This is a genomic window from Mesorhizobium loti (genome assembly GCA_014189435.1).
Lineage (GTDB): Bacteria > Pseudomonadota > Alphaproteobacteria > Rhizobiales > Rhizobiaceae > Mesorhizobium > Mesorhizobium loti_G.
In genome coordinates, this window is sequence record CP050293.1 from 407,287 (window position 1) to 433,355 (window position 26,069).

Consider the following 26,069-nt stretch of genomic DNA (forward strand, 5'->3'; position numbering starts at 1 on the left):
CATGGCTGATGCGGTCGACAAGGATTCGAAAACCGAAGAGGCGACGGAAAAGAAGATCCGCGACACCGTCGAACAGGGCAAACTGCCCCATTCGCGGGAAACGGCGCTCCTTGCGTCCTTCGTCGCCATACTGGTGTTCACCGTCTTCTACGCCAAGGACGCCGTCATCGATCTCGGCATGTTCCTGTCGATGTTCCTGGAGAAGCCGGAAGCCTGGCCGATGGACACCGAGACCGATGTCATCGCGCTCTACAAGATCGTCCTCCTCGAGGTAGGCCGCGCGGTCCTGAGTTTGATGGTGCTGCTGACTGTCGCCGGTGTCGGCGCCTCGGTGTTCCAGAACATGCCGCAATTCGTCGGCGAGCGGATCCGGCCGCAACTCTCGCGCATCTCGATCGCCAAGGGGTGGAACAGGCTGTTCGGCATTCAAGGTTGGGTCGAGTTCGCGAAGTCGATCGGCAAGGTCGGCTTCGCCATCCTCGTGCTGAGCTTCACGCTGTCGGAAGACCACCGCAAGCTGCTCGCCGGAATGATCACCAATCCCGTCGCTTTCGGCCTTGTCATTCGCGGCATCGCCGTCGACATCCTGGTAGCGATCGTCTTCGTCATGGGGCTGATCGCGGCGATCGACATCGTCTGGTCACGCTTCCACTGGAAGCAGGACCTGCGCATGAGCAAGCAGGAGGTCAAGGACGAGTTCAAACAGTCCGAGGGTGACCCGATCGTCAAATCGCGGCTGCGCTCGCTGGCGCGCGACCGGGCACGCAAGCGGATGATGACGGCGGTGCCGCGCGCGACTTTGATCATCGCCAACCCGACGCACTTCTCGATCGCGCTGAAATATGTGCGCGACGAGGACTCGGCACCGATGGTGTTGGCCAAGGGGCAGGATCTGGTGGCGCTCAAGATCCGCGAGATCGCGCGGGAACACAACATCCCGATCTTCGAGGACGTGGCGCTCGCCCGCTCCATGTACAAGCAAGTTTCGGTCGATAATGTGATCCCGTCGCAATTCTACCAGGCCGTCGCCGAACTGGTGCGGATCGTCTACTCGAAAAAGGCTGAGCGCAGACAGATTTCATGAACCGCCAACCGCACGCAAAATCCCGCGAGATCATCGTCGCCAGCGCCATCGAACAGGTGGTGGGGGAACTGAGGCTGATCGATGTCGCCGACTACATCGCCTTCATCCGGCTGGAGCATTTCGCCTGCCTGTCGGATCTGGTCGATTCAGCGGTGGAGCTGTTCTTCATGCCGGGCACACTGAGGCTCGGCCATGGCGGCGAGGCGCATGTCGACTGGAGCGGCAGCCCGCGCATCGTGCTCGATCTGGAGCTGAGGCCGCCCGGCGTCACGGTCTATTTCCAGCTTACGCTGAGCGAGCTCGGCGCTTCGGTGGTGGTCAACTACGTGTCGTTCGAGAAGCCGGGCGAAGACCCCGAGCACAACACGGCGCTGCTCGAGGCCGTGATCGAAGAGGCGCGTATCCGCAAGGTCGAACCGCTCGCTTATCGCTGACATCGATCGCGAGCCGCCGCCGAAAGACCCTCGAATTGTCCTATTCGATCAGGCCCAGCCGCAGCGCCTTGGCCACGGCCTGGTTGCGGTTGACGGCGTTGAGTTTCTGGGTCGACTGGGTCAGATACTGGTTGGCGGTGTGCACCGACAGCTTCAGGAGCCGCGCGATTTCCTCGCTGGTGTTGCCGTTGGCGGTCAGCTTCAGGCATTCGAGTTCGCGCTTGGAAATCGCGCGCATGCGGCCGGCATCGCCCGGACGGATGCGGGCGACGGCGGCGAACAGCGAAAAGCAGCGGGCGTGGATCTCGTAGAGCGCGTCCTGCGACAAGGCGATCTCCGAGCCGAGGAAAACGACGAGGCCGCATTGGCCCCTGTCGGCATGGACCGGGAAGGCGATGCCGCTGGTGCCGGGCGCCAGCGCCGCCATCTGCTCGGTCCAGCCGAGATTGCCGAACATCGCCGCCATGGCGGCGACACCGTCATCCGTCCACCAGCGCGGTTCGGTCGAGATGCGGGTGTGGCGCACGATCTCCTCACCGTTGGCGCCCGAAATGAACTTGGTCGCCACGGCAATCCCGGGATAGTCGGAATCGAAGCAAGGAACGAGCCGCGCCCGTTCGGGCGAGGGGCTGACAAAGAACAGGCCGAAAGCCGAGGCGTTGATGTCGACTGATATCCAGCGGCAGCGGCGCACGGCATCGGGAATGGTGACGGCGTGATGGGTTTCGGAGCCGAGCGTGAAGGCGCCGAACGGGTTGCGCTGCTCGTTGAAAAGGGCTTCGGCAGCCTCCTTGATATCGGCGTGTTTCAAATGATGCCGCTCCTGATCGCCGTGGCGATGGCCATCGCGCGGTTGCTGGCCGCGAATTTCTGGATGGCGTGGGTGATGTAGCTGTTGACGGTGTTCGAGGAGACTCCAAGGATGACGGCGACCTCGTCGGTGGTCTTGCCTTCGGAGACCCAGAACAGGCATTCGCGCTCGCGATCCGACAGCGGATCCTGCATGGCGGCGGCGGCGATCAGTTGCGGGATGTGCGAAAGCGCGTAGCAGCATTTCAGCTGCGCCCGCATCAGTGCTGGCTGGTCGATGCCGCCGGCAGTCGCCGCCGAGAAGAGGGCGAACAGGCGCTGGCGGCCGACATTGAGGCGCAGCGAATAGATCTCGGCATGGCCGAGCACGTCGAGAAGGCGCGCCTCTTCACCGGTGATCAATCCGTCTGCTTCGGGTGCCTGAGACGCTACCAACGGCTGCGGACGGATGCCGGGTGCGACGGTGAGCGCGCCTTGCGCAAGCCCGGCGATCAGCCGCTTGCCGATCAGCTCGATGGCGTCGAAAATCCAGTTGGACGAGACGATGCGCGCATCGTTGCGGTCCTGGTCGTGGACGATGGCGACCAGCATGTAGCTGTCGGCACCGATCTCGGCGGTCAGTTGCATGAAAAAGCTGGTCAGATCGCCGCGCGACGTCAGGCGCGAGCCCAATGTGTCGGATTGAAGTAGCGCGGCGGGACTGCTCATTCTTGTTGCTTTTGGCCGGAATCGTTTCTGCTGTCCGGATGCTGGAAGCCAGCCGCCGAACCCGAATACGCATTACTTTGACGAAGACACACGCGTGGCGCAGGGCTGCGCCAACCAGATCCGAATCCATTCAGGGAACGCGAAGCCGTCCGCGTCTGGTGCCGGATAAACCCCGGAACAAGAGACTTTGGGTGGTCGCCGCGCCCCCCAAGGACCGGCTGATTCGGGTCTAATCTACCCGCAGTTGAATCCGACATCAAACGCGATTTGACAAAATCGAATCCGGTGGACTCAGGTGCGACTCAGAGGTGGGCTCCAAGCCCCTTCGCTGCTCCGGGGGCGCTGAAACGCCGACACGAAAAAGCCAGACGTTGTTGCGAAGTTGCCGTATCGAGGACCGATCGATTCCGATAGGCTTTCGGCGATCGGCGGGATGGGCGTCCCTTCGTTCGGACTGGCGAGATTGGCAGCGCTTGCTTCGCTACCATCGGCATTGGGGGTGATCATGAAGCGGGTTTTCCTGGCGTTCACGGTGGTGCTCGCGGTCTTGAGCGGGGCGTGGGTATCCGCGCAAGCCGAGCCGATCGTCACCTATGCGCTCGACAACGGGCTGCAGGTGGTGCTGGTGCCAGACCATCGCGCGCCGAAGGTGGTGATGAACCTGCGCTACCGCGTCGGCTCGATGAATGAACCGGCGGGCCGCTCGGGTTTCGCGCATCTGTTCGAGCACCTGATGTTTTCCGGCACACCGGCCTGGCCGAACGTGTTCGGCGCGCATGCAGCACTCGGCAACGAGATCAATGCATGGACCACCGAGGACGGCACCGTGTTCTATGTCGATGGGCTGTCGTCCTCGCTGCCGATGATCCTGTCGCTGGAGGCCGACCGCATGGCCAATCTCGGCCGCTCGGTAACGCAGGCCAAGCTCGACCTGCAACGCTCCGTGGTCAAGAACGAGATGCGCCAGAACGTGCTCGACAAGGCCGGCGCCTCCGGCTGGGAGGCCTTCTGGTCCGGGTTGTTCCCGAAGCCGCATCCCTATAGCCGCATGGTGATCGGCTCGGTCGCCGACCTCGATGCGGCGACGCTCGACGACGTGCGCGGTTTCTTCAACACCTATTACCTGCCCAACAATGCGGTGCTGGTGCTGGTCGGCGACCTCAAGGTCGATGACGCCAAAGCGCTGATTGCCGACACGTTCGGCCTTGTGCCGCGCGGCGCCGACGTGGCGCGGCCGGCAGTGCCTGAGCCGACGCAGGCCCGGCTCAAGCTGGAACTCGAGGATCGTGTGCCAAGCCCCGTGGTGGTGGTCGGCTTCAGCGGCCCGGCGGCGCAATCATCAGACAATGGCGCGCTCAGCATCGTCGCCGAACTGCTCGGCAATGGCGAGTATGGTTTTCTGCGCAACCGGCTGGTCTCGGAGCAGGGTGTTGCCACCTACGCCAGCGCGGGCTGGACGGGCGGCTTGCTCGGCGGCCGTTTCACCTTCGAGGCGGGCGCGGCGGCAGGCGTCACACCCGAAGCGCTCGAGAGCGCGATGAAATCGGCATTCGCGGATTTCCAGAAGACGCCGCTCGATCCGGTGGACGTGGATCGCGCGCGAAATGGCATCTTGCTGGCCACGCGGCTCGGTAGCGAGGCGCTCAAGGACCGCGCCGGCACGGTTTCCTACAATGCCGACATTCTCGGTGATGCGCAGAGCGCGCTGGTCGACGATCCGCGCGTCAAGAATGCCAGCGTTGCGGATATCGAAGCGACGATGAAGCGGCTGCTGAAGCCGGAAGACGCCAGCGTGCTGGTGCTGAAACCAGGCCCGCGTGGTGGCTATCCCGACGCGCTGATCGGATCGTCGGGCACACCGCAACCTTTTACCGCACCTGAACGGGCAGCCATCGACATCCCGAAGCACGCGGCCGGAGACGCGCCTTCGGCGGTGTTGCCGGCCATGGAAACGGCGACGCTGTCGAACGGCATCAAGCTCGTTCACTACACGATGCCGGAAGCACCGATGGTCTATGTGGCGGCCAGCGCCCAGGGCGGCTGGAACAGTGTGCCGGAAGGCAAGGAAGGGGTGCTCGAACTGGCAGCAAGCATGGCGACGCGTGGCGCCGGCGCGCGCGGCTCGGCCGACTTCGCCAAGGCGACCAGCGATATCGGCGCCGGCATCGGCTACCAGGCCGGTTATCTGACCACAGCGATGACGCTCGGCGTGCCGCCGGAAAAGCTCGATCAAGGCATTGCCCTGCTTGCCGACGCGGTGCTGAAGCCGCGTTTCGACAAGGCCGACTGGACGGTGCTGATGGCGCAGACCGTCGACTGGCTCAACGGCCGTGAGGCGGATCTGCCGGGCGTTGCCGGCCGCGCGGCAAAGGCTGCGCTTATTCCGCAGGTTCCTGGCAAGGCGGCTGTCGACTGGTCCGCCAAGGCGCTGGCGTCGATCTCGCTTGACGATGCGAGGGCGGCCTTCAAGACGGAGTTCACGCCGAAGGCAGTGACGTTCTACAGCGTCGGTCCAGTACCGGCTGCAACTGTTGCGGCAAGTCTCGAAAAGGCGTTCGGCACATGGGTGGATGACGCTGGCGGCTATGCTGTCGAGCCATCGCCGGCCGCGCATTTCAACGGCGGTCAGAAGGTGCTGCTGGTGCCCGAACCTGGCGCCAGCCAGTCGGCACTGTTCGTGGCGCGGCCGGCACCCGGCACGGATGAAGGCGAGCGTGCGGAATCGACCGCGGTCGCCAATCTGCTCGGCGATGATTTTTCCAGCCGGCTGAACTCGGTGATCCGCGAGGAGAAGGGCTATTCCTATGGCGTGTCGAGCTATCTGCTGAGCCCGATGAAGGCCGGCTCGGGGCTGGTGGTGGCAACCACCGTCGAACGGGCCAACACAGGTCCGGCGATCACGGAAATCCTCAGAGGCTTTGCCGGCTTGACCACTTTGCCGGTGGTGCAGGACGAGGTCGACCGCACGGTCACCGTCTATCGCCGGGCACTGGCCGGATCGGCGGAAACGTCGGCCGGCCTGTTCGGCTCGCTGATCGGCGCGGTCGGCTCCGGTTCGACGCTGGAGGACCAGCAGAACCGGATGACGGCGCGCACGAAGCTGACGCTCGACGCGGTGCAGAAACAGGCACTGGCATTGTCGTCGCTCGAGCCGTCGCTGATCGTGGTCGCGGGCGATCCGGATGTGGTCATGCCGCAGCTTGCCGCGATCGGCCTTGGGGATGTCGAGATCGTCAAGCGCGACGATGAAGGCGAGCAGACGGCGATGCGAGCGCTTGACCTTTTGGGCGGCAAGCAGCAAGCCCCGCTGTCCGCCTCGCCATGGCGGGTCGGTGACGGCGGCACGACGCGGGCGGTGCATTCGTGTACTTCAGCCAGGGATTGCGGCGCGCAAATTCACGCCGATTGATCGGTTCTAGGCGCGGCCGCCGGCCGCGCTCAAATTTTAGCACCAGTGGTTTCGGGGGAAACAATGAGCGATTCATTTCGGGAAGTTACATCTGTCTCGTGGTTCGGGCGGATCAAGCGCGCGGTCGGCGGGGTCATCTTCGGCCTGCTTCTGGTCGTGCTGATGGTGATCGGGCTGTTCTGGAACGAGGGCCGCGCCGTGCAGACGGCGCGCTCGCTGGCCGAAGGGGCCGGCGCCGTCGTTTCGGCCAGCGCCGACAGCGTCGATGCCGCCAATGACGGAAAGCTGGTGCATGTCAGCGGCCCGGTGACGGCAGACAGCGGTCTCGCCGATCCGGATTTCGGCATTGCGGCGCAAGGGCTACGGCTGTCGCGCAGCACCGAGATGTACCAGTGGAAGGAAGAGTCCAAATCCGAGACCACCAAGAAGCTTGGCGGTGGTGAGGAGACGGTGACCACCTACAGCTATTCGAAGGTGTGGGACGACAGCCAGATCGACTCTTCGGATTTCAAGAAGCCGGACGGCCACCAGAATCCACCGATGGCGATCCACAGCCGGACCTTCCAGATACCGCAGGGCAAGCTCGTCGCCTTCGATCTCGACACGCCGGTGCTTGATCGCATCGAGGGTGACAAGGCGTACTCGCTGTCGTCCGATCAGTCGGCCGCGATCAAGGCCGCCTATACCGGGGCAAAGCCGCTCAGCATCGTCGACGGCAAGATCTATCTCGGCGCCGACACCACAACGCCGGCGCTGGGCGACTACCGCATCGGCTACGAATTGGCGCCGCTTGGCGTGGTCAGCATCGTCGCGCGGCAGGCCGGCAGCCGGTTCGAACCTTACCAGACAGAGGCCGGCGATGCGTTGCTGATGGTCGATACGGGTGCGGTGCCGGCCGACAAGATGTTCGCCGAGGCGGTCAGCGCAAACACGCTGATCACCTGGCTGCTGCGCGCCGCCGGCCTGCTGTTGCTGACCATCGGCTTTGCCCTGTTCCTCAGCCCGATCGGCGTGATCCTCGACGTCATCCCGTTCCTCGGCAGCATGGCGCGGATGGGAACCGGCATCATCGCCTTCTTCCTGGCGATCCTGGTCGGCACGACGACGATTGCCATTGCCTGGTTCTGGTATCGGCCGGTTCTGGCGGTGGGCATCCTTGCGGCCGGCGTCATCGCGGCAGCGGCGGTCTACTATCTCGGCCGCTCGCGCAAGGCAGTCGCGCCAGTTACGGTACCGAGCACCGGGGCGGCAAGCTAGATCGAACGCCGAACGGCTACCGCCGTTCGGCGTTCGTTTTTACCGATCCTCGAAGCCGGTCAGCACGCCGACTGCGTTGACGCCGATCTCCTCGACGGCATAGCCGCCTTCCATCACGAACAGCGTCGGCAAGCCGAGCTTTGCGATGCGGCGGCCGATCTTGGGATAATCAGATGTTTTCAGCTTGAACTGGCTGATCGGGTCTTTCTCGAACGTATCAACACCCAGCGAGACGATGACGACATCCGGCGCGTAAGCGGTGAGCCTGGCGCAGGCATCCTCCAGCGAGGCGCTCCAAGTGTTCCAGTCGGTGCCGAAGGGCATCGGATAATTGATGTTGAAGCCTTCGCCGGCATCGGCGCCGCGTTCGTCGGCATGGCCGAGGAAGAACGGGTACTCGACCATCGGATCGCCATGCAGGTTGAGCACCTGGACGTCGGCGCGGTCATAGAAGATCTCCTGCGTGCCGTTGCCGTGGTGGTAGTCGACATCGAGGATCGAGATGCGTTTGGCGCCCTGGTCGCGGAACCATTGCGCGGCGACGGCGGCGTTGTTGATGTAGCAGTAACCGCCCATGAAGCCGGCGCCGGCATGGTGGCCGGGCGGACGGCAGAGCGCGAAGGCGGAGGCCTCGCCATCCTTGACCAGGTTGGCGGCGGTCAGCGCCACGTCGTAGGAAGACTTGATCGCGGCCCAGGTGCCTTCGACGAAGGTGGCGCCGGCATCGAAGGAATAATAGCCGAGCAGGGCGTCGATGCGCTTTGGCGGCACGTCGCCGCGCAGGCCTCGCGTCGGCCAGGTGAAGGGCATCGCCGTGCCCGTGAGGCCTGCTTCCAGCCATTGCGGCCAGACCGTCGGCAGGAAGTCGATGTAGTCTGATTTGTGGATGCGCCTGGCGGCGGCGAGATCGTGCTCTAGCGGCAGGACGATCGGCCCCAGTTTCTCGCTCTCGACCCGCGCCTTGATGAATTCGGCTCGCGACGGCTTTTCAAAACCCGGCACAATGGCTGATGTGACCAGTTCCATCTGGCCGGCATGGCCAGCATGAAGCGGCGAATAGACAGTCTTCATGAAATTCCTCTCGAAATGCGAAATCAGTCAAGGTTGAGATAGGGGCTCACCAGAGCGAGCCACATGGTTTCCACATCGTCCTCTATGAGGTCGAACGTCCTGCGATCCCTCTTCAGTCCGACCAGCCGGCAGGCGTGCCCGACTTCCATCATCACAAGGCCAAGCCGTTTGGCGATCTTGTCTTCGAGAGCAGGATTCACATGCCGCAGCCAGGCGGCGTAAAGCGTGATGATCTGCTCATCATATTCGTCCTGGATAGGCCTGAGATCGGCGTTGCCTGAAATGGCCTCGATCACCGGCATCAGGGTCGCGTTTTCGAGATAGATACTGGACGTGTCGATAAAGAGCTTGCGCACTTCGCGCCGGAAATCTTCGCGGTTGGTGGGCTGGGGGACCTTGATGCGCCTCTCGATCACCTCCGGAAAGGAGGACAGCCAGCGCCGGGCGAGGTCCAGAAGAATGGCTTCCTTGTTGGGAAAGTACTGGTAGACCGAACCGACCGACAAGCCCGCGCGCTGCGCGATGGCAAGCGTCGTTGGCGTCCGGGTTCCTTGCTCCCGCGTCAGGATCAGCGCCGCGTCGAGTATCCGGTCGACAACCTTGCTCGACCGTTGCTGCCGCGGCTGCTTGCGCGGCTCGAGCGCTATCCTGGTTTTGCGGTCGAGACTGCGCTTCACGGCTTGATGTCCTCGTTCCCCGCCCGGTCTCAACATGGTGGGAGCTTGCTGTCCACAATACATTCCAGATTCGGCATGTTGACAAACGCGAATAATCAGTCGCATTCTTTATCCACGCTGCCTCTTGGGATGACAAGGGGAATTTCCAAGACAGCGCACTGGCATTCTTTTTCGCCCATGGCGTCGCTCCGGTGGAGTGGCAGGTCTTTGGACAAGAGGGCTGTTGGTCTCAGTCAGTCGTCAAAAGCGCGGAGTCGCGATGTCTGTCACAGGTGCGGGTCACAATGCGGATCTGATCGTCATCAACGGTCGTGTACGGACCATGGACGACGACAATCCCGCCGCCGAGGCACTTGCCGTCAAGGACGGCGCCATCATCGCCATTGGCAGCCGCGCCTCCATCGAAGAGCTCAAGGGACCGGTCACCAAGGTGATCGACGCCAAGGGCGGTTCTGTCGTGCCGGGCTTCATCGAAGCCCATATGCATCTGTTTTCAGGCGGGGCTGAACTTGCCCACCTTCAGCTCACCGGTATTCACGGGTTCGAGGCGCTGCAAAAGGCGATCTGCGATTATGCGCCGACGCGGCCCGATGCGAAGATGCTGGTCGGGCAGGGCGTCGACTACACCGTACTCGGCAGCGAGCGGGTGACGCGTCACCATCTCGACGCCATTTTGCCCGATCGCCCGTTCTGCATGGCCGCGCCCGACCATCACACCATGTGGGCCAACACCAAGGCGCTGGAAATGGCCGGCATCCTGCAGGGGCGCACGCTTGGTCCCGGTAATGAGATCGTCATGGGCGATGATGGTCTGGCCGCGGGCGAATTGCGCGAAGGCGAGGCCTTCGGCCCGGTGCTCGACCTTGCCGGCGAAAGCCGGGTGCGGCTGGGGCTGTCGACCGGCGGCGAGCCGGACCCCATGCCGACGGCGGCCGAGCGGGACGCCGACCGCGACATCATGCGGCGCGGCCTTGCCTGGTGCTCCCGCCACGGCATCACTTCGATCCAGAACATGGATGGAAACCTCTATCAGCTCGAGCTGCTGGCCGAGATCGAAGCCGAGGAAGGCTTGCCATGCCGCGTCAAGATCCCGTTCCACTACAAGAATTTCATGACGCTCGACATGCTCGACAAGGCGTCGACGATGGCCGAACGCTACAACAGCGAATGGCTGTCGTCGGGCATGGTCAAGGTGTTCTACGACGGCGTGCTCGATTCCTGGACGGCTGTGATGGTCGAGCCCTATGCCGACCGGCCCGACTGGGTGGGCGAGCCTCTGTTCACGCCGCAACAATTCATCGATCTGGCCGTCGCGGTCGACAGACGCGGCCTGCAGATCGCCGTGCATTCCATCGGCGACGGCGCCGTGCGCGCGGTGCTCGACGGTTATGAGGCGGCGCAAAAGGCGAACGGCAAGCGCGACAGCCGTCACCGGGTCGAGCACATCGAGGTCACCACCACTTCGGACGTGCCGCGTTTCGCCGAACTCGGTGTGATCGCCTCCATGCAACCGCCGCATCCGCCCGGCGCCATGGATTTTCCGCTGGAGCCGACGGTGTCGCGCATCGGGCCGGCGCGCTGGCCGTTGAGCTATGCCTGGCGGACCCTGAAGGATGCCGGCGCGCATGTCGTCTTCGCGTCGGACTGGCCGGTGTCGCCGATCGATCCGATCCTGGGCATTCGGGCGGCAGTGTTGCGCAAACCGTGGGCAGACAGCGACCCGGACCAGAGCTTTTCGCTGCATGAAGCGCTCGCCGCATACACTGTCGAGGGCGCCTATGCCGAATTCGCCGAGCACCGCAAGGGCACACTGAAGCCCGGTTACATGGCCGATCTGGTTGTTTTGTCGGCGGATATCGAGAAAACGGCGCCTGCCGACCTGCACAAGGTGCGGCCGGTGACGACGATCTGTGGCGGCAAGGTCACCTACCAGGCCTGACAATGGCATGCGGCTTGCTAGCCGAAAATAACTGACTGAACTGTGGTTCAATGCCGGGCTTGCCAACCTACCGGCCATGTGGTCACATCGAACAGGGGAAGAGCTCCGCCAGCAAGAGCGGGGTCAACAGTGAGGCGTAATCGTGCCGGACAAACCGGATCGGAATGCGATTGAAGTAGTAAACGTCAGCAAAATTTTCGGGTCAGGTGAGGGGCAAGTCGCTGCCCTCGACACGGTCTCGGTATCCATCCGCGAGAACGAGTTTTTCACGTTGCTGGGGCCATCCGGCTGCGGCAAGACGACGTTGCTCAGGCTGATCGCGGGCTTCGACTTCCCAACCGCCGGTGAAATCCTGCTCTATGGCCAGGACATCGCGCCGCTGCCGCCCTTCAAGCGGCCGGTCAACACCGTTTTCCAGTCCTATGCGCTGTTCCCGCACATGACGGTCGCCGACAATATCGGCTTTGGCCTGGAAATGCTGGGCAAGCCGAAGGCAGAGATCAAGGCGCGCGTCGCCGAGATGCTGAAGCTGGTCAAGATGGAGGCACTCGCCGGTCGTCGCACCAGCCAGATCTCCGGCGGCCAGCAGCAGCGCGTGGCGCTGGCCCGGGCGCTCGCGCCGCAGCCGAAAGTATTGCTGCTCGACGAACCCTTGTCGGCGCTCGACTACAAGCTGCGCAAGGAGATGCAGATCGAATTGAAGCGGCTGCAGCACGAGACCGGCATCACCTTCATCTTCGTCACCCACGACCAGGAAGAAGCGCTGACTATGTCGGACCGCATCGCGGTGATGTCGTCGGGCAAGATCCTGCAAGTCGGCTCGCCCTGGGATATCTACGACAAGCCGGCGGAACGCTTCGTCGCCGACTTCATCGGCGAAACCAACTTCCTCACCGCCGCCATATCAGGCATCGGCAACGGCAAGGCGCGCGCGACGCTCAAATCCGGCACGACCATCGAGGCGACCGTTGCAGAAGGCTTCCAGCCGAAGGACAACGCCACCGTGGTGGTGAGGCCCGAGCATGCCAAGCTGACCAACAGCAAGGGCGACTTGTCGGGCACGGTCGAGAACGTCGTCTATTTCGGCACCGATACGCATATCCATGTCCAGCTCGACAGCGGTGAGGACTTCACCGTTCGCCAGCAGAACACACGCAGCGCCGGCTGCGGTTTCGAGCGTGGCGACAAGGTCGGTATCCTGATCGGCAACGATGCCGCGCAAGTGCTGAAGGACTGATCATGGCGACCGCGGAAGAAGTCGCCAAGGCAGCGGAGCGGCGCGATGTGCGTGACCGCTGGCTTCTGTCAGCACCAGCGCTGCTCGTCATTTTCCTGGCCGCGACCGGTCCCCTGCTGATCGTGCTGGTCTACTCGTTCCTGACGCCAGGCTCCTATGGCGACGTGAAGTGGCAATTCTCGCCGGAAGCCTGGATCGCGGTGTTTCTGGAACGCGATATCTTCGACGACACGCTTTCGATTGCCGCCGCCCACGTCACCATCTTCCTGCGCTCGATCAAGCTTGCGGTGGTGACGACAATAGCCACTTTGGCGCTTGGCTTCCCGACCGCCTATTTCATGGCGACGCGCAGTGAAAAGACGCGCGATCTCTGGTTGTTCCTGATCACCATTCCGTTTTGGACCAACCTTCTGATCCGCACCTTCGCGGTGCTGCAGATCATCCGCAACGAAGGCATCATCAACACGATCCTGCTCAAGCTCGGCATCATCTCGGCGCCGATCCAGATACTCTACACCGACACGGCGATCCTGATCGGCATGGCCTATGTCTACCTGCCGCTGATGGTGCTGCCGATCTACGCCAGCATGGAGAAGCTCGATTTCCGCCTGGTCGAGGCGGGCTATGATCTCTACGCGACACGCTTCCAGGTGCTGCGGCGGATCATCTTTCCGATGGTCAAGCCGGGCGTCATCGCCGGCTCCATTCTGGTCTTCATTCCAGCGCTTGGCGCCTATGTGACGCCGAGCGTGCTTGGCGGCGGCAAGAACATGATGCTGTCCAACCTGATCGAATTGCAGTTCGGGCAGGGTCGCAACTGGCCGCTCGGCTCGGCGCTGTCGATCGCCGTCATGATCATCGTCATGGTGGCGCTGCTTGCCTATGTGCGCAATGCCGGCAAGTCAGGGGTGCGTCATGGCTAAGAACTTCTCCATCAAGCACCAGCCAGGCTTCACCGCGATCGCCGCGACCTGCTTTGTCGTGCTCTATCTGCCCATCATCGTGCTGGTCATCTATGCCTTCAACGCGGCGAGCTCGACCTCCGAATGGGGCGGTTTTTCGCTGAAATGGTTCCAGTCGGCTTGGCAGAACACGCAGGTTGTCGATGCCACCCTGCGTTCCTTCCAGATCGGTTCCATCGCGGCGGTGCTTTCGACCATCTTCGCCACCATGGCGGCGCTCGCCACCACCCGCACCGCACCCTATCCAGGCCTCACCTTCAAATATGCGGCGATCAACCAGCCGCTGATGGTGCCCGAGATCGTCACCGGCGTGGCGCTGCTGATCTTCTTCTCGCGCATCAAGATCTTCACCGGCTATTCCGGCATCGGATATCTGGTCGCCGCGCATACGGCGTTCTGCATTCCCTTCGCCTATCTGCCGATCCGGGCCCGGCTTGAGAATATGGACCTGACGCTGGAGCGTGCCGCCGCCGACCTCTACGCGACGCCCTGGAAAACCTTCCGCCGCATCACGCTGCCGCTTCTGTGGCCCGGCATCCTGGCCGGACTGATGCTGGCCTTCGTCATCTCGCTCGACGATGTCGTCATCACCGAGTTCGTCAAATCGGGCGGCCAGGACACGCTGCCCACCTACATGCTCGGCCAGATCCGCCGCGGCATCACACCCGAGATCAACGCGATATCGACCGCCTTCCTGCTGCTTTCGGTCGCGATCGTCACGTTGTTTTTCTTCGTCAGCAGGAAACGAGACTGAACCGACAATGGGAGTTAAAACCATGAACTGGAAGACAACAGCAGCCGCCATGGGGTTGGCGTTGCTCGCCTCGACGAGCCTGGCGCGCGCCGATGGCGAACTGAACATCTACAATTGGGGCAACTACACCAGCCCCGACGTGATCAAGAAGTTCGAGGCCAAATACAACGTCAAGGTGACCATCACCGACTATGATTCCAACGACACCGCGCTGGCCAAGGTTCGTCAGGGCGGCACCGGCTTCGACATCGCGGTGCCTTCGCAGACCTACGTGCCGATCTGGATCAAGGAAGGCCTCGTTCTTGAGACCGATCCGGGCAAGATGGAAAACTTCAAGAATGTCGCGCCGGAATGGGCCAATCCGGAATTCGACCCGGGCCGCAAATACTCGGTTCCGTGGGCTCTGGGCACGGTCGGCGTGGTCGTCAACACCGACGTCTACAAGGGTCCGGCCGACAGCTGGGGCATCATCTTCAACACGCCTGACGAGCTGAAGGGCAAGGTCAATGTCGTTCCCGAAATGAACGACGTCATCTTCGCTGCGATCAAGTATGTCGGCGGCCAGCAGTGCACCACGGACAAGGAAGTGCTGAAGAAGGTGCGTGATACGCTTGTCGCGGCCAAGCCGAACTGGATCGCGATGGAATACAACACCATCGAGAAGATGGGCGCCGGCGACTTCAAGGCAACCAGTGACTGGAATGGCTCGGCGCTGCGCCAGCGGCTGGCCAACCCGGCCATCCACTACAACTATCCGAAAGAAGGCTTTGGCCTGTGGAGCGACAATGTCGTCGTTCTGAAGGAAGCCAAGAACGTCGAGAACGCCAAGCTTTTCCAGAACTTCATCATGGATCCGGAAAATGCGGCCGGTCTCTCGGCCTTCCATCGCTATGCCAACGCCATCACCGGATCGGACAAGTACATGCCGGCCGACATGAAGGACGCGCCGGAAGTCGTCATCCCGGCAGCCGACAAGCCGCATGCCGAGTTGCAGCAGATGTGCGCCCCGGAAATCCAGGACATCTACACCAAGATCTGGACCGAACTGCAGAAGTAACTGCGTTTTCGACGGACCCGGCGGCGCACGCCGCCGGGTCCGTTTTTACGTTCAAGGGACTCGGCCGTCATGGAATCCTACCGCAACTCCGATCCGCGGCCGCCAATCATGCAGGGCTCGCCGCCCGCCATGGTGCCGCCGAAGCTCGACTGGGACCGGCCACCGTGGAACCGCTGGGCGTTTCAGCATATCCGCGAAATTCTGCCGACCGCCGAAGTCTGGCGCGGCAATGGCCATCGCCACCGGTTCGAACGCGCCGAGGTCGATCTCGACGGGCTGGCGGTCGAAGACAGCGAGGGCAAGCCGACAACGCTCGCCGGGCTGCTCGACGAGACCTATGCGGACGGCTTCCTGGTGCTGAAGGACGGCAAGATAGCCTATGAGCGCTATTTCAACGGCATGAATGACCGCACGCTGCATCTGTCGCAGTCGATGGCGAAGTCCGTCACCGGCTCGGTGTTCGGCATACTGGTCGGGCGCGGCCTGATCGATCCGGCCAAACCGGTGACCGACTATCTGCCGGAGCTCGGCGCGACGGGCTGGGCCGGCGCCAGTGTGCAGCATGTGCTGGACATGACCAGCGGCGTCCGCTTCTCCGAGGAGTATACCGACCGCTATTCGGACATTGGCCAGGTCGATGTCGCCACCGGCTGGAAGCCGGTGCCGCCGGACAGCGATCCGGCCTTTCGCTGGCCCTCGCACATGTTCGAGCTGGTCCTGGGCTTGAAGGAAACGATCCGCCCGCACGGTGCTCAATTCGAATACCGTTCGATCGAGACCGACGTGCTTGCCTTCATCATGGAGCGGGTGACAGGCAAACGGTTGCCGCAGCTGGTTTCGGAAGAACTCTGGCAAAAGCTTGGCACTGATGAAAGCGCCTGTTTCACCGTCGACAGCGCCGGCTATGCGGTGGCCGATGGCGGCTTCAACGCGACGCTGCGCGACTATGGCCGTTTCGGCCAGATGATCCTCGACAATGGCGGCGGCATCGTACCGGCCGACTGGATCGAGGCGACGCGCAACGGCAGGCACGGCCCGGATTTCTCCGACAGCCTGCCGGAAGGCAGCTATCGCAACCAGTTCTGGATCGAGGACCCGCGCTCGCGCGCGCTGATGTGCCGGGGCGTGTTCGGGCAGATGATCCATATCGACTGGAACACCGGAATGGTCGTGGTGAAGCTTTCGACCTGGCCGGATTTCGGCAATGTCGCCTATTCCATGGCGACGCTGAAGGCCGTGCACGCCATCGCCACGGCACTTCGCTGAGCCCACAAGAAGAAACGACCCGGAAGGAACCGCCATGACCGGCAAGACCGCGTTTGAGACCCGCTATGGCTTTCGCCGCAACCAGGTGCTGCTCGCCAACTGGCGCGAAAACCCGTTCAACCGGTGGTCGTTCCAGAACCTCGGCGAATTGGTGCCGACCGCCCGCGTGGCGGCGGCACCGGGCGTTGTCGAAGCCCCCGTGCGGGACATGGGCGGGCTGCTCGGCGAAAAGGTCATGATCACAAGCGCACCGGAGACGGTGGCTGAATTTCTCGCACGTTCGAGCACCGACGCGCTGACGGTGATGAAGGGCGGCAAGATCATCGGCGACTGGTTCGCGCCGCATATGGATTTCGGCGCCCGCCACATCATCTTTTCGATCAGCAAGTCGCTGACCGCCATTGTCGCCGGCATCTTGGAAGGCGAGGGGGTGTTCGATCCGGAAGCGCCTGTGACGCGGTATATCCCTGAAGCCGCCGGCTCGGCCTATGGCGACGCGAGCGTGCGGCATGTGCTCGACATGAGCGTCAGCCTCGATTTCGAGGAGGCCTATCTCGACCCGGAGAGCGCTTTCGCCCGCTACCGCCGCGCGACGCTGTGGAATCCGGGCGGCGGCACGGAGAGCCTGCGCGAATTCATCCTGACCTTGCAGCGTCTGGCCGAGCCGCATGGCCAGACCTTCCGCTACCGCTCGCCCAATTCCGACCTGCTCGGCCTGCTGCTCGAGCGCGCCTCCGGCCAGCGTTTCACCGACCTGATGCGCGAGAAGCTGTGGCTGCCCGTTGGCGCCCTAAGCGAAGCCTCGATCGGCGTCGACATGGAAGGCACGGCACGCACGGCCGGCGGCATTTCGGTGACGCCGCGCGATCTGGCGCGTGTCGGCGAGATGATGCGGCAAGGCGGTACAGCCAATGGCCGCCGCATCGTGCCCGAGGCGTGGGTGCGCGACACGACCAGCACCGGTGGCAGTGTGGACGCCTGGCAGCGCGGCACGATGGCGCTGCTGTTCCCGAACGGCCGTTACCGCAACAAATGGTACCAGACCGGTTTGCCGAGCGGCGCCTATTGCGGCATCGGCATCCACGGCCAGTGGCTTTATGTCGATCCCAAGGCTGAAGTGGTGATCGCCAAGATGTCGTCACAGCCGGAGCCGGTCGACGATCCACTCGATGTCGAGACTGTCGCCTTCTTCGAGGCGCTGAGCCGGATGGTCTGATCCTCGCCAGGCCACCACGTTAGCGTACGCTTTCCTGTGGACCCGCCGGGCTGATCAAAGCGCGGCGGTTGGCGGACCGGACGTCTGCGCCTATGGTCGCCGCTCTTTGGACGAGAGCAGGAACGACATGGCATCCGACATCAAGCGCATCGCAGCCATCATCGCGGCCGAGATCAACGCGCGGCCAGAACAGGCGGCCGCGGCGATCGGGCTGCTGGACGAGGGCGCGACGGTGCCGTTCGTGGCGCGCTATCGCAAGGAGGTCACCGGCGGGCTGGACGACACCCAATTGCGCGACCTTGCCGAACGGCTTGCCTATTTGCGCGAACTCGACGCGCGCCGCGACACCATCCTCGGTTCCATCCGCGAACAGGGCAAGCTGACCGCGGAGCTCGAGGGCAAGATCGTCGCCGCCATCACCAAGGCGGAACTGGAAGACATCTATCTGCCCTACAAGCCCAAGCGCCGCACCAAGGCCGAAATCGCCAGGGAGCGCGGGCTGGGGCCGCTGGCCGAGGCCATTCTCGCGAACCGCGCGTTGGTGCCTGCCGAACTGGCGCTGGCCTATCTGACCGAGGACGTGGCCGACGCCAAGGCGGCGCTTGAGGGCGCGCGCGACATCCTGTCGGAACAATTCGCCGAGAATGCCGATCTGGTTGGCAAATTGCGCAGCTACATGAAAGAACGCGCCTTCATGCGGGCCAGGGTGGTTGACGGCAAGCAGGAGGCAGGCGCCAAATTCTCCGACTATTTCGACCATGTCGAGCGCTGGGCAAATGTGCCGAGCCACCGGGCGCTGGCGATGCTGCGCGGCCGCAACGAGGAAGTGCTGTCGCTGGACATCGAGGTCGATGCCGACGACACCGCGCCGGTGAAGCCGGTCGAGCGGATGATCGCCAATGCCTATGCCATCGGCGGCGGCCTGCCGGGCGATCGCTGGCTGACGGAGGTCGCCGGCTGGACCTGGCGTATAAAACTATCGCTGCACCTGACGCTCGACTTGATGCGCGATCTGCGTGAGCGGGCCGAGGAAGAGGCGATCCATGTCTTCGCCCGCAATCTGAAGGATCTGCTGCTCGCCGCCCCGGCTGGTTCGCGCGCCACGATGGGGCTCGATCCCGGCATCCGCACCGGCGTCAAGGTGGCGGTGGTCGACGGCACCGGCAAGGTGCTGACAACGACGACTGTCTATCCGTTTCCGCCCAGGAACGATGTGCGCGGCACGCAGGCGGAGCTGGCCAAGCTCATCCGCCAGCACAAGGTCGAGCTGATCTCGATCGGCAACGGCACCGGCAGCCGCGAGACGGAGAAGCTTGTGGCGGACATGCTGTCCGACATGCCGGCTGATGGTGGCCCGAAGCCCTTGAAAGTGATCGTCAGCGAGGCGGGCGCCTCGGTCTATTCGGCATCGGCGACGGCGGCGGCGGAATTCCCGGGTCTCGACGTGTCGTTGCGCGGCGCGGTGTCGATCGCCCGGCGCCTGCAGGATCCACTGGCCGAACTGGTCAAGATCGAGCCGAAGTCGATCGGCGTCGGCCAATACCAACACGATGTCGACCAATACCGGCTTGGCCGTTCGCTGGAAGCGGTGGTCGAGGACGCGGTCAATGCCGTCGGCGTCGATCTCAACACCGCCTCAGCGCCGCTGCTGGCGCGCGTTTCAGGTCTCGGCGCATCTCTCGCGGACGCGATCGTCGCGCACCGCGATGCGACCGGGCCCTTCGCCAGCCGGAAGGATTTGCTCAAGGTGCCGCGGCTTGGGCCGCGTGCGTTCGAGCAAAGCGCTGGCTTCCTGCGCATTGCCAATGGCAGCGAGCCGCTCGATGCCTCGTCGGTGCATCCGGAGGCCTATGGCGTGGCGAAGAAGATCGTTGCGGCCTGCGGGCGCGATGTCCGCTCGCTGATGGGCGACAGTGCCGCGCTGAAGGCGCTCGATCCCCGCGTCTTCGTCGACGAGCGTTTCGGCTTGCCGACCGTGCGCGACATCCTGGCGGAGCTGGAAAAGCCCGGCCGCGACCCGCGCCCCGGCTTCAAGACGGCGACCTTCGCCGACGGTATCGACGACATCAAGGATTTGAAGCCCGGCATGCTGCTGGAAGGCACTGTCACCAATGTCGCTGCCTTCGGCGCCTTCGTCGATATCGGTGTGCATCAGGACGGGCTGGTGCATGTCTCGCAACTGGCCGACCGGTTCATCAAGGATGCGCATGAGGTGGTCAAGGCCGGCGACGTGGTCAAGGTGCGCGTCGTCGAAGTCGACATCAAGCGCAAGCGCATCGCGCTCTCCATGCGCAAGGATGGCGGCGAGGGTGGTGCACCGCGCAGCGGACCGCGCGACAATGGCGGCGGCAGGCCGGCGCCGCGTTCGCCGGCACCGCAGCGCCAGCCGGAGCGGCCGGCGCAGCAAGGTGCGTTCGGCGCCGCACTGGCGGATGCCTTGAAGCGGAAGTAGCTACCAAGCCAGGACAGCCGGTTCCTTCTCGACCTGGCCCAGCAGCCAGTCGCGAAAGCTTGCGACCGGCAGATGGCCGCGCTTGTCGTGTGGGACGACGAGATAGTAGGCGCTGCGGCTTTGCATGGGGTGGCCGGGCGCCGGCACCAACTGGCCTCGCTGCAATTCGCCGGCGATGAGGATCTGCGGCAACAGCGCGACGCCGAGCCCAGCCATGCAGGCCTGGGCTGCGGTCCCGAACTGTTCGAACTGCATGCCGGGTCCGGTTGGCGCGCTCAGGCCCTGATGCTCGAACCATTCGGTCCAGGCGCCAGGACGCGTCGCCATATGCAGCAGTGGCAAGTGGCCGATATCGGCCGGTGTGGCGATGGCGCGGCCGGCGAGGAATTCGGGCGACACGACTGGCGCCACCGTTTCGCGCACCAACAGTGTCGAGTCGGCCTCCGGCCAGTCCGGCAGGCCATAATGGATGGCAGCGTCCAGCCTTTCCCTGGTGAAGTCGAAGCGGCCGACACGGGTGACGAAGTTGATGGTGATGTCAGGGTTGTTTTCGACGAAATCGGGGATCATCGGCATCAGCCAGCGCGTGCCGAAGGTCGGCAAAATGGCAAGGTTCAGGATGCCACTATGCCGATTGCTCATCAATCCAAGGGCTGCGTCACGCAACTGGCCAAGTGCTGAACGCACCGCCTCGGCGTAGATTTCGCCCGATGTCGACAGCCTGACATTGCGGCTGTCGCGTTCGAACAGCCGGCGGCCGAACTGATCTTCCAACAATCTGATCTGCCGGCTGACAGCGCCTTGGGTCAGATCGAGTTCCTGGGCGGCCGCGGTGAAACTGCCGAGGCGAGCCACCGCCTCGAAGGCGGCAAGGGCGCTGATGTTGGGCAAAAGGCGGCGCTGAACACTCATGATCCATTACTACAGCTCATTGATCGGGGAGGCAATTTCGTTTGATTTTTTCGGGGCGCAGGCCGATAAGCCGGGCCAAGATTTTGCTTCACGCATGTCGCATCCCAAATTGCTGGGCATTTTTGGGCGACCTGCATTGGTTTGGGAGAAAGCCATGGCCGCCGACAAGAATGCATTCGTCTGGGAAGACCCGTTCCTGATCGAGGACCAGCTTTCGGAAGAAGAGCGCATGGTGCGCGACGGCGCGGCGGCTTTTGCCGCCGACAAGCTGGCGCCTCGGATCGAGGACGCCTATCTCAACGAGACATTCGACACGGCGATCTTCCGCGAAATGGGCGAGGCCGGCCTGCTCGGCATCAACATCCCTGAGGAATTCGGCGGGCTTGGCGCCAACTATGTGACCTACGGGCTGGTCGCGCGCGAGGTGGAGCGGGTTGATTCGGGTTATCGCTCGATGATGTCAGTGCAGTCGTCGCTGGTGATGTATCCGATCTACGCCTATGGCTCGGACGAACAGCGCAAGAAGTACCTGCCCAAGCTTGCCAGCGGCGAGTGGATCGGCTGTTTCGGCCTGACCGAGCCGGATGCCGGCTCCGACCCGGGCGGCATGAAGACGCGCGCCGAGAAGACCGCCAACGGTTACAAGCTGTCCGGCTCGAAGATGTGGATTTCCAACGCGCCGGTCGCCGATGTGTTCGTCGTCTGGGTAAAGCTGAAGGGCGACAACGGCAAGGACGAGATCCGCGGCTTCGTGCTGGAAAAGGGCATGAAGGGGCTGTCGGCGCCGAAGATCGGCGGCAAGCTTTCGCTGCGGGCTTCGATCACCGGCGAAGTGGTGATGGAAGGCGTCGAAGTCGGCGAAGACGCGCTGCTGCCCAACGCCAAGGGCCTTGGCGGCCCGTTCGGCTGCCTCAACCGGGCCCGCTACGGCATTTCCTGGGGCTCGATGGGCGCCGCGGAAGATTGCTGGCATCGCGCCCGTCAGTACGGTCTTGATCGCAAGCAGTTCGGTAAGCCGCTGGCCGGCACGCAGCTTTACCAGAAGAAGCTCGCCGACATGCAGACCGAAATTGCGCTCGCGCTGCAGGCATCCTTGCGCGTCGGGCGGTTGCTCGATGAAGGCAAGATGGCGCCGGAAATGATCTCGATCGTCAAGCGCAACAATTGCGGCAAGGCGCTCGACATCGCCCGCCAGGCCCGCGACATGCATGGCGGCAACGGCATCCAGATCGGCTACCACGTCATGCGCCACGCGCAGAACCTGGAAACCGTCAACACCTATGAGGGCACGCATGACGTGCATGCGCTGATCCTGGGACGGGCGCAGACGGGGATACAGGCGTTCTTCTGAGCGTTCGGTAGCCGTTTAAATTAGGTGCACCGCAACATCTCTGCTTGGAGAATGGCCGCCAGATGTGTCAGGGTTCAGCGAAATCGTTTGAAACGCTGAATTCCGGGGCTCCATGGCAATTCTGGCAGCTGTCTACCACCTGACCCACTACAAATACGACCAGCCGGTGGTTCTCGGGCCTCAGATCATTAGGCTGCAGCCGGCGCCGCATTCCCGCACCAAGGTGCTGAGTCATTCGCTGAAGGTCGAGCCGGCGAACCATTTCGTCAATCTGCAGCAGGACCCCTACGGCAATTTCCTTGCCCGTTTCGTCTTTCCGGGGCCGGTGACCGAGCTGAAGATCGAGGTCGACCTCGTCGCCGACATGACGGTCTACAATCCGTTCGATTTCTTTGTCGAACCGTCGGCCGAGGCGTTCCCGTTCGAGTATCCGGAAGAGATCCGCGACGATCTCGCCATCTACCGCACCCCGGAGCCGGCCGGACCGCTGCTTTCGGCCCTGCTGAAGACCATTGACCGCAGCGCTGCCAATACCGTCAATTTCCTGGTCGACCTCAATGCCCGGCTGCAGCGCGAGATCGCCTATATCGTGCGCATGGAGACCGGTGTGTTCTCGCCGGAGGAGACGCTGGCCGCAGCCAAGGGCTCGTGCCGGGATTCGAGCTGGCTTCTGGTGCAGATCCTGCGCAACCTCGGTATCGCCGCGCGCTTCGTCTCCGGCTACCTGATCCAGTTGAAGCCCGATCTGGTCGCGCTCGACGGTCCAGCCGGAACAGCGGTCGACTTCACCGACCTGCACGCCTGGTGCGAGGTTTATCTTCCCGGCGCCGGCTGGATCGGCTTCGACCCGACATCGGGCCTGCTCACCGGCGAAAGCCATGTGCCGCTGGCCGCCACCCCGCATTTCCGCAACGCCGCCCCGATTTCCGGCATGGCGAGCTTCGCCAATGTCGAATTCGGTTTCGAGATGCGGGTCGACCGCATCGCCGAGCATCCGCGCATCACCAAGCCATTTTCAGATGAAAGCTGGCGGGCACTCGACGCGCTCGGCAACAAGGTCGATGCGGCACTTGCGGCTGGCGATGTGCGGCTGACCATGGGCGGCGAGCCGACCTTCGTGTCGATCGACGATTTCGAGTCGGCCGAGTGGAACACCGCCGCCGTCGGCCCGACAAAGCGTGAAAAGGCGGATGAACTGATCCGTAAACTGCGCGAGCGCTTCGCGCCGGGCGGCTTTCTCCACTACGGCCAGGGCAAATGGTATCCGGGCGAAAGCCTGCCGCGCTGGACCTTCTCGCTCTACTGGCGTGCCGATGGCCAGCCGGTGTGGAGCGACCCGTCGCTGATCGCGCGCGAAAAGAGCCAGGCCGATATCGGGCCGAAGCAGGCCGAAAGCCTGCTGACCGCGATCGCCGGTGAACTCGGCATCGACAGGACCATGGTCAGCGAAGCCTATGAGGATCCGGCCGAATGGCTGCTCAAGGAGGGCAAGCTGCCGGACAATGTCGATCCGTCCAACTCCAAGCTGGAGGATCCGGAAGAGCGCAGCCGCATGGCAAGAGTGTTCGAACGCGGGCTGACCAAGCCGTCCGGCTATGTGCTGCCCGTCCAGCGCTGGAACAGCCAGGCGTCGGGGCCGCGCTGGCGCTCGGAAAAATGGAAGACGCGGCGTGGCCGGCTGTTCCTGGTGCCCGGCGATTCACCCGTCGGCTACCGCTTGCCGCTCGGCACGTTGCCCTATGTGCCGCCGGAGCAGTTCCCCTACATCGTGCCGGTCGATCCGTCACTGCCACGCGGCCGGCTGCCCGCGCGCGAAGCCATACTGCCCTCCGCTGCGCCAGCCGAACTGGAAGGTGCCGACGAGATTGCGCGCCGCCAGCAGGCGGCCTCCTTTACCGCCACGACCGGGCAGCAGGACCGGGTCGAGCAGGAGATCACCGAGATCGGCGGCGCGGTGCGTACCGCACTTTCAGTCGAGCCGCGCGACGGCCGGCTATGCGTGTTCATGCCGCCGGTCGAGGCGCTGGAAGACTATCTGGAATTGGTTGCGGCGGCCGAGAACGCGGCAAAGGCGATCGGTCTTCCCGTGCATATCGAGGGCTATGGCCCACCGCACGATCCACGTCTCAACGTCATCCGCGTCGCACCCGACCCCGGCGTCATCGAGGTCAACATCCATCCTGCGTCTAACTGGCAGGATTGCGTAGCGACGACGACGGCAATCTACGAGGAGGCGCGGCAGACGCGGCTTGGCGCCGACAAGTTCATGATCGACGGCCGCCACACCGGCACCGGCGGCGGCAACCATGTCGTGGTCGGCGGCGCGACGCCCAATGACAGTCCGTTCCTGCGCCGGCCGGACCTGTTGAAGAGCCTGGTGCTGCAATGGCAGCGGCGTCCCTCGCTGTCCTACCTGTTCTCCGGCCTGTTCATTGGCCCGACCAGCCAGGCGCCGCGCTTCGACGAGGCGCGCCACGATTCGCTCTACGAGCTTGAGATCGCCATGGCGCAGGTGCCGCATCCAGATCAGCGCGCGGCGCCCTTGCCGTGGCTGGTCGATCGGCTGTTTCGCAATTTGCTGACCGACGTCACCGGGAATACGCACCGTTCGGAAATCTGCATCGACAAGCTGTTCTCGCCGGATGGGCCAACCGGCCGGCTGGGATTGGTCGAGTTCCGCGGTTTCGAGATGCCGCCCAACGCGCGCATGTCGCTGGCGCAGCAACTTTTGGTGCGCGCTATCATCGCACGTGCCTGGAAAAACCCGCTCGATGGCCGCTTCGTGCGATGGGGCACGTCGCTGCATGACCGCTTCATGCTGCCGCATTATGTCTGGGCTGATTTCCTCGACGTACTCGACGACCTCAAGCTCAATGGCTTCGAATTCAGACCCGAATGGTTCGATGCCCAGCTCGAATTCCGCTTCCCGTTCTGCGGCGAGGTTCAGCACGCCGGCATCAAGCTGGAGCTGCGGCAGGCGCTCGAGCCGTGGCATGTCATGGGCGAGCAGGGCGCGATCGGCGGCACCGTGCGCTTCGTCGATTCCTCGGTCGAGCGGCTGCAGGTCAAGACGGAAGGTCTCAATCCGGAGCGCCACGCGATCGTCTGCAACGGCCGCATCGTGCCGATGAAGGTGACGGACAACCGTGAAGTGGCGGTGGCGGGCGTGCGCTTCAAGGCCTGGCAACCGTCATCGGGCCTGCATCCGGCACTGCCGGTCAACACGCCGCTGGTGTTCGATATCTATGACCGCTGGTCGGGCCGGGCGGTCGGCGGCTGCGTCTACCATGTCGCACATCCCGGCGGGCGCAATTACGACACCTTTCCGGTCAATGGCAACGAGGCGGAAGCTCGGCGGCTCGCCCGCTTTGAACCGCGCGGCCATACGCCATCCGCCTATGTGATCCGTGAAGAACAACCGGCGGAAGATTTCCCGATGACCCTTGACCTTCGGCGGCCGGCAAGACTCTGAT

At 63.6% G+C, this 26,069-nt stretch carries 19 protein-coding genes; 14 read left to right on the plus strand and 5 right to left on the minus strand.

Annotation, left to right across the window (positions count from 1 at the left end):
- Window position 1 precedes the first annotated feature (1 nt).
- Together flhB and HB777_02015 are read left to right on the plus strand one after the other, a co-directional pair.
- On the plus strand, window positions 2–1,084 hold the full coding sequence (gene flhB / locus HB777_02010; GenBank protein QND62806.1) for a flagellar biosynthesis protein FlhB: 1,083 nt from the start codon (window positions 2–4) through the stop codon (window positions 1,082–1,084).
- Entirely contained in the window at window positions 1,081–1,518 is a 438-nt protein-coding gene (locus HB777_02015; GenBank protein ID QND62807.1) for a hypothetical protein, read from the plus strand. Before flhB ends, HB777_02015 begins: the two co-directional genes overlap by 4 nt.
- A 40-nt stretch (window positions 1,519–1,558) precedes the next feature.
- Here the strand turns inward: HB777_02015 and HB777_02020 are convergent, their stop codons facing one another.
- Both HB777_02020 and HB777_02025 read right to left on the minus strand, forming a co-directional pair.
- Entirely contained in the window at window positions 1,559–2,329 is a 771-nt protein-coding gene (locus HB777_02020; protein QND62808.1) for a helix-turn-helix transcriptional regulator, read from the minus strand.
- Complete coding sequence (locus HB777_02025; protein QND62809.1) at window positions 2,326–3,036, minus strand: LuxR family transcriptional regulator; 711 nt, start codon at window positions 3,034–3,036, stop codon at window positions 2,326–2,328. The genes HB777_02020 and HB777_02025 overlap by 4 nt, the downstream gene beginning before the upstream one ends.
- Window positions 3,037–3,541: 505 nt before the next feature.
- On the opposite strand from HB777_02025, the gene HB777_02030 reads away from it, so the two are divergent.
- Window positions 3,542–6,445: an insulinase family protein gene (locus tag HB777_02030; GenBank protein QND62810.1), complete on the plus strand. Its 2,904-nt coding sequence runs from the start codon at window positions 3,542–3,544 to the stop codon at window positions 6,443–6,445.
- Window positions 6,446–6,508: 63 nt separating this feature from the next.
- Window positions 6,509–7,702: a hypothetical protein gene (locus HB777_02035; GenBank protein QND62811.1), complete on the plus strand. Its 1,194-nt coding sequence runs from the start codon at window positions 6,509–6,511 to the stop codon at window positions 7,700–7,702.
- A gap of 39 nt (window positions 7,703–7,741) precedes the next feature.
- Here HB777_02035 and HB777_02040 read toward each other — a convergent pair whose 3' ends face one another.
- Window positions 7,742–8,773 (minus strand): histone deacetylase family protein, encoded by a 1,032-nt coding sequence (locus HB777_02040; GenBank protein QND62812.1) that lies wholly within the window; start codon window positions 8,771–8,773, stop codon window positions 7,742–7,744.
- A gap of 23 nt (window positions 8,774–8,796) precedes the next feature.
- The gene (locus tag HB777_02045; GenBank protein ID QND68616.1) at window positions 8,797–9,450 is read right to left on the minus strand and encodes a TetR/AcrR family transcriptional regulator; all 654 of its coding nucleotides are present in this window, start codon (window positions 9,448–9,450) and stop codon (window positions 8,797–8,799) included.
- 259 nt (window positions 9,451–9,709) lie between these two features.
- On the opposite strand from HB777_02045, the gene HB777_02050 reads away from it, so the two are divergent.
- The 8 genes from HB777_02050 (at window position 9,710) to HB777_02085 (ending at window position 20,333) form a co-directional block, all read left to right on the plus strand.
- Window positions 9,710–11,389 (plus strand): amidohydrolase, encoded by a 1,680-nt coding sequence (locus tag HB777_02050; protein ID QND62813.1) that lies wholly within the window; start codon window positions 9,710–9,712, stop codon window positions 11,387–11,389.
- 142 nt (window positions 11,390–11,531) lie between these two features.
- Window positions 11,532–12,626 carry an ABC transporter ATP-binding protein gene (locus HB777_02055; protein QND62814.1) on the plus strand — a complete coding sequence of 365 codons (1,095 nt, stop codon included), beginning with the start codon at window positions 11,532–11,534 and terminating at the stop codon, window positions 12,624–12,626.
- Between the two features lie 2 nt (window positions 12,627–12,628).
- Window positions 12,629–13,549 (plus strand): ABC transporter permease, encoded by a 921-nt coding sequence (locus HB777_02060; GenBank protein QND62815.1) that lies wholly within the window; start codon window positions 12,629–12,631, stop codon window positions 13,547–13,549.
- The gene (locus HB777_02065; protein ID QND62816.1) at window positions 13,542–14,342 is read left to right on the plus strand and encodes an ABC transporter permease; all 801 of its coding nucleotides are present in this window, start codon (window positions 13,542–13,544) and stop codon (window positions 14,340–14,342) included. Before HB777_02060 ends, HB777_02065 begins: the two co-directional genes overlap by 8 nt.
- A 22-nt stretch (window positions 14,343–14,364) precedes the next feature.
- Window positions 14,365–15,399, plus strand: a complete 1,035-nt coding sequence (locus HB777_02070) for an extracellular solute-binding protein (protein QND62817.1) — start codon at window positions 14,365–14,367, stop codon at window positions 15,397–15,399.
- Window positions 15,400–15,468: 69 nt separating this feature from the next.
- A complete protein-coding gene (locus HB777_02075) occupies window positions 15,469–16,665 on the plus strand; it encodes a serine hydrolase (GenBank protein ID QND62818.1) in 1,197 nt (398 codons plus the stop codon).
- Between the two features lie 34 nt (window positions 16,666–16,699).
- On the plus strand, window positions 16,700–17,881 hold the full coding sequence (locus tag HB777_02080) for a serine hydrolase (GenBank protein QND62819.1): 1,182 nt from the start codon (window positions 16,700–16,702) through the stop codon (window positions 17,879–17,881).
- 127 nt (window positions 17,882–18,008) lie between these two features.
- Window positions 18,009–20,333: an RNA-binding transcriptional accessory protein gene (locus HB777_02085; GenBank protein ID QND62820.1), complete on the plus strand. Its 2,325-nt coding sequence runs from the start codon at window positions 18,009–18,011 to the stop codon at window positions 20,331–20,333.
- Here HB777_02085 and HB777_02090 read toward each other — a convergent pair whose 3' ends face one another.
- Entirely contained in the window at window positions 20,334–21,245 is a 912-nt protein-coding gene (locus HB777_02090; protein ID QND62821.1) for a LysR family transcriptional regulator, read from the minus strand.
- 154 nt (window positions 21,246–21,399) lie between these two features.
- On the opposite strand from HB777_02090, the gene HB777_02095 reads away from it, so the two are divergent.
- Together HB777_02095 and HB777_02100 are read left to right on the plus strand one after the other, a co-directional pair.
- Window positions 21,400–22,596 carry an acyl-CoA dehydrogenase gene (locus HB777_02095; GenBank protein ID QND62822.1) on the plus strand — a complete coding sequence of 399 codons (1,197 nt, stop codon included), beginning with the start codon at window positions 21,400–21,402 and terminating at the stop codon, window positions 22,594–22,596.
- Window positions 22,597–22,708: 112 nt separating this feature from the next.
- Window positions 22,709–26,068, plus strand: a complete 3,360-nt coding sequence (locus HB777_02100) for a transglutaminase family protein (GenBank protein ID QND62823.1) — start codon at window positions 22,709–22,711, stop codon at window positions 26,066–26,068.
- Window position 26,069: the final 1 nt, after the last annotated feature.